General features: G+C 32.7%; 6 protein-coding genes. 5 read left to right on the forward strand and 1 reads right to left on the reverse strand.

What is annotated here, in order from left to right; translation table 11 throughout:
* The 5 genes from AC1W31_RS20255 to AC1W31_RS20275 form a co-directional block, all read left to right on the forward strand.
* Window positions 1-790: hypothetical protein (locus AC1W31_RS20255; RefSeq protein WP_481736318.1), on the forward strand; the 790-nt coding region annotated here is incomplete at its 5' end.
* Between the two features lie 34 nt (window positions 791-824).
* A complete protein-coding gene (locus tag AC1W31_RS20260; protein ID WP_481736319.1) occupies window positions 825-2,030 on the forward strand; it encodes a hypothetical protein in 1,206 nt (401 codons plus the stop codon).
* 119 nt (window positions 2,031-2,149) lie between these two features.
* Window positions 2,150-2,476, forward strand: a complete 327-nt coding sequence (locus tag AC1W31_RS20265; protein ID WP_481736320.1) for a helix-turn-helix domain-containing protein — start codon at window positions 2,150-2,152, stop codon at window positions 2,474-2,476.
* Window positions 2,477-2,636: 160 nt separating this feature from the next.
* Window positions 2,637-3,062, forward strand: a complete 426-nt coding sequence (locus AC1W31_RS20270; protein WP_481736321.1) for a hypothetical protein — start codon at window positions 2,637-2,639, stop codon at window positions 3,060-3,062.
* A gap of 34 nt (window positions 3,063-3,096) precedes the next feature.
* Window positions 3,097-3,318: a hypothetical protein gene (locus AC1W31_RS20275; RefSeq protein WP_481736322.1), complete on the forward strand. Its 222-nt coding sequence runs from the start codon at window positions 3,097-3,099 to the stop codon at window positions 3,316-3,318.
* A gap of 44 nt (window positions 3,319-3,362) precedes the next feature.
* Here AC1W31_RS20275 and AC1W31_RS20280 read toward each other — a convergent pair.
* The coding region (locus AC1W31_RS20280; protein ID WP_481736323.1) for an efflux RND transporter permease subunit at window positions 3,363-5,354 on the reverse strand (1,992 nt) is incomplete at its 5' end.

Here is a 5,354-nt window from a genome sequence, read left to right on the forward strand (position 1 = left end):
ATGTTTGTTTCTCTTGAAGTGCTTCAAGGGCGACCTTAAACTTGAACTCAGGAGTGAATTTACGCTTGCTATGCTTGTTCATAATATCAAATTTAGCAATACTTCCGTCTTATTGAAAGGTTGTCCTAAATTTGGGGTACATTATACTAATATTTACTTAGAATTAAAGGGTGAAATAAGTGATTTTGAATTCAGGTTAGATGACTTTTCTCCGATAAAAGAAGACCATTGGTATATTTTAGAAAAACTTTCAACCAAAAAAATGTACCTAAGCAAAGTAAATGAGGTAATAGAAAAATATTTGAATAGTGATGAGGAAATAAGCGAAGAGAACAGATACAAGGCTATAAATCAGTTAATCTTGAACGGACATATAAGAGGATTAATAGAATTTAAAAAACGCTACCATAATGCTTATTTTGATTCGTATTATTCAAAAGAATGGGACTCATTAGCTAAAATTCCTTTTGAAGATAGTATTCAACATTGGGAAGAAATTTTACAAACGGCAATCAGAACCAGTAAAAATATCAAAAACTTTCATAGAAGAGAATTAGAAGGTTTTGTCTTTGGAATCTTTAAAATTTATGCCACTAATAATGAAGAGATTTTCAATCAAATTCAAGTAATTGTCAGAAAATATATTCAAGATGATAATGAAGATTCTTGGTATTTGAAGGATAGGTTAAAGGGGCTGGAAAATGATTTTTATTTGAGTAAAATTGATATTCCTACAGTGGAAAAGGCACAGGCTTTTTGTGAGGAAATTGAATTGGTATATGAGTTATAAAGATAAAAATTAAACAAGAAAGTAATCGAATAATATGGGAGCAATGAATTGGTATCAAATGTATGATATTGACACAAGCACAATTTGGCAAGAAGCCTTGGGAAAAGCCGCAGATATTCCTGATAATTGTTTTAAAGAGCTATATAGTCAATTTCATTCGCTAATGACAGAAACTGATGAAAAATATACAGAGCGTATCGAAAAAGAAGAATATTATGCAGAGAGGCATTTTCATTTTGTGTATTTATACGAACGTGCAGTAAATAGAAGTATGCAAGAAAGGACTGGTTATCAAGATTTTTCTCTGGGGTATATTACATTTCCTAATAATAAATTAGATAAAAAAACATGGTTAAAAGAAATACCCATCGTACTTGAAAAAGAACTCCCAGAACAAATAGCAAAAAATACGTTAGAAAATACCGAAAAACTTGCTCAAAAATTTCTGTCTCCTGATACACCAGAAGATGAAAAAAAATCTTGGATTAACTATCAAATGAGTCGTCATACAATCGAAGAAAAGAGAATAAATGATGATGATATTCAAGAGGCATATCGTTGGACATACGATATTTATTGGTTTCGACACAGTAAGATAGTATTAACATATAACAAAGAAGATATTGACGAAAGAAAGTATTTCATTTACTTTTTTGCGTGGGCAGTAGCAACGATTGAAATTGAACAAATTGATGACTTTTTAAAATATCACCTTACAAATAGCTTTGAGAATAATTGGGATGATTTTGGAAGGTTTTTAGAAATACTTTTGATGAAACATGAGGGAAGTTTACTCAGTAATAATCAGGTTAAATTAGTAAAGAAATGGTTAGAAACAAATCCTTATGGAATTCTTATACCTACAAGTAAATTGAATGATAGTCAATCGGAAGATAGCTCAAAATTAGAAGATAGTTCCAAAAAACTTGGACGAAAACCTGTCGAAAAAATAATAATCCCTAAGCCAACTACAAGAAAAGGGAAAGGTGATAATAGAACTATTTTTACGAAAGAAGAAACAGGGAAATTATTTTCATATTTTGCTCAATTAAATTGTATTTTTATGGGAAAGCCTGATATGAGTAAAGCCTCTTTTGCAGGTGCGATTGAAATTTTAACTGGTTTTTCTGCAAGTCAAATGGAAGAATTCTTGATGTATGAAAGTTGGATGCCTAAAAATAAAAAAGAAAAAATAGCTGTACTGGAAAACCTTAAAGAGCTTATTAACAGCAAGTTATAATTATTTTTAGGGGGACTGTTAATATTTGCAGTCCCCCTCTATTAAATAAACACCTACAAATAACCTCTACATATTTACATCATCAATCGGGATAAACACCCCTCGCATTTGGTGATACAATGACAGATCTAATAGTAACAACACCTGAGCAATTAGCAAATTTAATTGACCAATCAGTTCGCAAGGCACTTGCGGAACACTCGCAAAAATCATCATACTCAGATGATTTTCCCATCAATATTGATGAAGCGGCAGCCTTTGTGAAAAAGCCGAAGTCCACTATTTATCAATTGACATCCACACGTCAAATCCCATTCAATAAAGTAGGAAAGCAACTTCTTTTTTTTAGGAAGGATTTATTATTATGGATTGAGGATAGTAAAAAGAAAACAAAAAAACAGATTGAAGCCGAAGGTTTTAATTTAAGAGGAGGTGTGAAAAAATGACATCACATCCTCATAAAAGTAACGGAGCTTTTAGTCAAACAGTAAAATGCTACTTGACTAATCGAATAAGAGACGGATGATATTTTTTTGAATAAATGCGCTTTACATTCAAGAGAAAAATAGTAAAATAATAATCTTTAATAAAAATAAGAAATATATAATGACAGACATAAGAACAGGTCGAGCATTACAATTGGAGGGACTTCAATATGCTCAAAACAAAGTAACATTAGGTTTCAAATGTGAAGCAGGAACAAAAATCCAGTTGGCACAAGAAGCACAACAGATAGGCATGACATTAAGTGAGTATGTTGATACCGTAATATCAAGTCGCCACTCGTTACAGTCGCAAGGCTCTAAAAGCACCTCAGAATTAGCTCCTAAGATAGAACAACAAAAGAGACAGATTCAGCAATTAGAGGGGAAAGTGAATTTTTATGAGAACGATTTAATGAAAAGTGCTTTTGCAAAATATCGTGGTAAAACTGTTCCTTACAATAATAGCTATGGACAACCAGTTCAAAGGACAGTAAATCAAATTGAAGACATTTTTTTAATAATGAATGACATCATAAAACTTGTATAATATGTTTGAGATAGTTTCAAATCCATTTATGGAAATGGCACAAGGTGTCGCCACAAATGGTCTTGGTTATATAGCCGAAAAAAGTAGTAAAAGTAATAATTTTGGATGGTTATGGTGGTTATTAATTCCAATCGTATTAGTTATCATGGGACTTGTTTATATTGCCCATCAAGATAAGAAGAAGCAGGAATTGGAAGAAGCACGGAAGAGAAAATTAGAAGAATTAGAAGAGGAAATGATTAAGGCTTTGGAGTAATGAATTAAAGAGAGTCAAGTTCCCACAAACTTGGCTCTCTTTTTTCACCGAAATCTCAAAAACAAAGGCAAATACAAGATAATTCCTATTAAAGACATCATTAATCCTCCAATTGTACCAGCACCAAGGGCAAACCAAAATACCTCATTTTGCCCATAAATTAAAAACGGAATTAAACCTACCACCGTTGAAAGAACAGTTAGCAGTATAGGGATAATTTTATGATTATAGGCTTTGATGTATAGTTTGAAAGGTTTTGCGGTAGGATGCAATTTCTGTAAATTATTAAATTCTGCGATAATGAAAATGGCGGCACAAACTACATTGCCACTCAGCAATACAAAAGAAGCATACCCCCCTTGGTCGAAATTAAAATCGAACCAGTAGAAAGTTAAAAAGACTCCGATAAATGAAATCGGTATCAGCATAATCAATGCTAAGGGTTGCAACAATGACTCAAAAATGATAGCACAGATAATATAAATCAGCACTATCACCAAGCCAATTAACCAATATTGTTGTTTAGCTTCCTCACTGTACCAATCATATCCTGTTTTCTTGGCAGTATAACCTAATGGCAATTCTGGTTTGATTTCTGTTAAAGTTTTATCTAAAAATTTATCCCCAAAATTCTGACTACCAAAATACTCAAAACTTATCATTCTGAGATATTCTTGGTTTTCTTTATGTATCTCTGGGCTAATTTTCTGTTTTTCAGACTTCGCAAAATCAGAAAGTTTCACAACATTTTTATCCACCTTCACCGACTGATTCATTAATGACCAAACATCAAAATTCTTACTCTCATCTGGTACAACTTTAATTTGTTCATATTCACCGTTCATTAATTGGTAAATATCTGGTCGTGAGCGTACATTTTGGCGTTGCAAATACTCATACACTTCTGTATTAGTTCGTCCGTACAAGGCTAAATGTTTCGGGTCGGTTTCCAATACAAATTCATAAAGACTTTTATTATTCCAAAAATTCTGACTCTTATTGATATTTACTTCTTGAATTCTTGGGTGAACTTCCAAACGCTTTTTTAAAATATTTGCTTGGCGTTCCAATTCATTATAATTGTAGCCGTGCATCATCACATTGAAAGTTGGCGTACTGTTTTCATCCAGATTTTGACTAAACCCTTGACCTACTCCGTAAATATCCCAATTGATACCACTCATTTCAGTAGAAAGGGCAATCATCCGATTTTTTAAGATGTACGGAAACGAACCATTTTCATATTCTGGCTTAAAATATATGGTCATACTTCCATTTTGTCCGTTGTAAATCCGAGTAATAAAGCGGTCAATTTCTTTGAATTGGCTCAAATAACTTTCCACTCGCAAATACAATTCATTCATTTGCTCAATGGTAGCTTGGTTTGGTAATCCTGCATTGACGTATAAGGAAGTGCGTTCATTTTTTGAGTAATATGATTTTTCATAAACATAGTTTACAAATAATCTTAAACTCCCTCCAAACACCTTATTGATAGTCGGTTGGATGTTTTCTTGATAATATTCGCTCCCGATACTTGGATTATAATACTTTGCCAAAGGGTTTGTATCTTCCAAACGATTAGGTAACATAAAGACGGGGAAGCCGAAAGCAAGGAACATTAGAAGGAAAGATGTATTACGATAACGCAAAAAGAATAGGGTTATTTTTGTATAAATTCTACTCAGTTTGGATATTCTTCTTAGCTTTTTTCTGTGTTTAATCTCTTGATTATCAGGTAACATATCTATTCTTTCTATCAAAGCAGGAACAAAAAACAGAGCAACAATTAAGGAAATTCCCAAGACAATAATCATCACTACGGCAAAGTCCAATAGGTCTAATTTTGTTTCTTCTGGTAGAAACCAAATAACCGTTAGCCCAGCAATGGTTGTGAGGGTTGCCCCTAATAACGCCATGAAAACGTTTAGATTTTTGTATCTGCGATAATGGTCAATCATCACAATAGTATTATCAATCAAAATACCCAAAGAGGTTGTAATGGCGGCCAATGAATACAGATGAATCTCTATTTT

The organism is Arcicella sp., assembly GCF_964672035.1.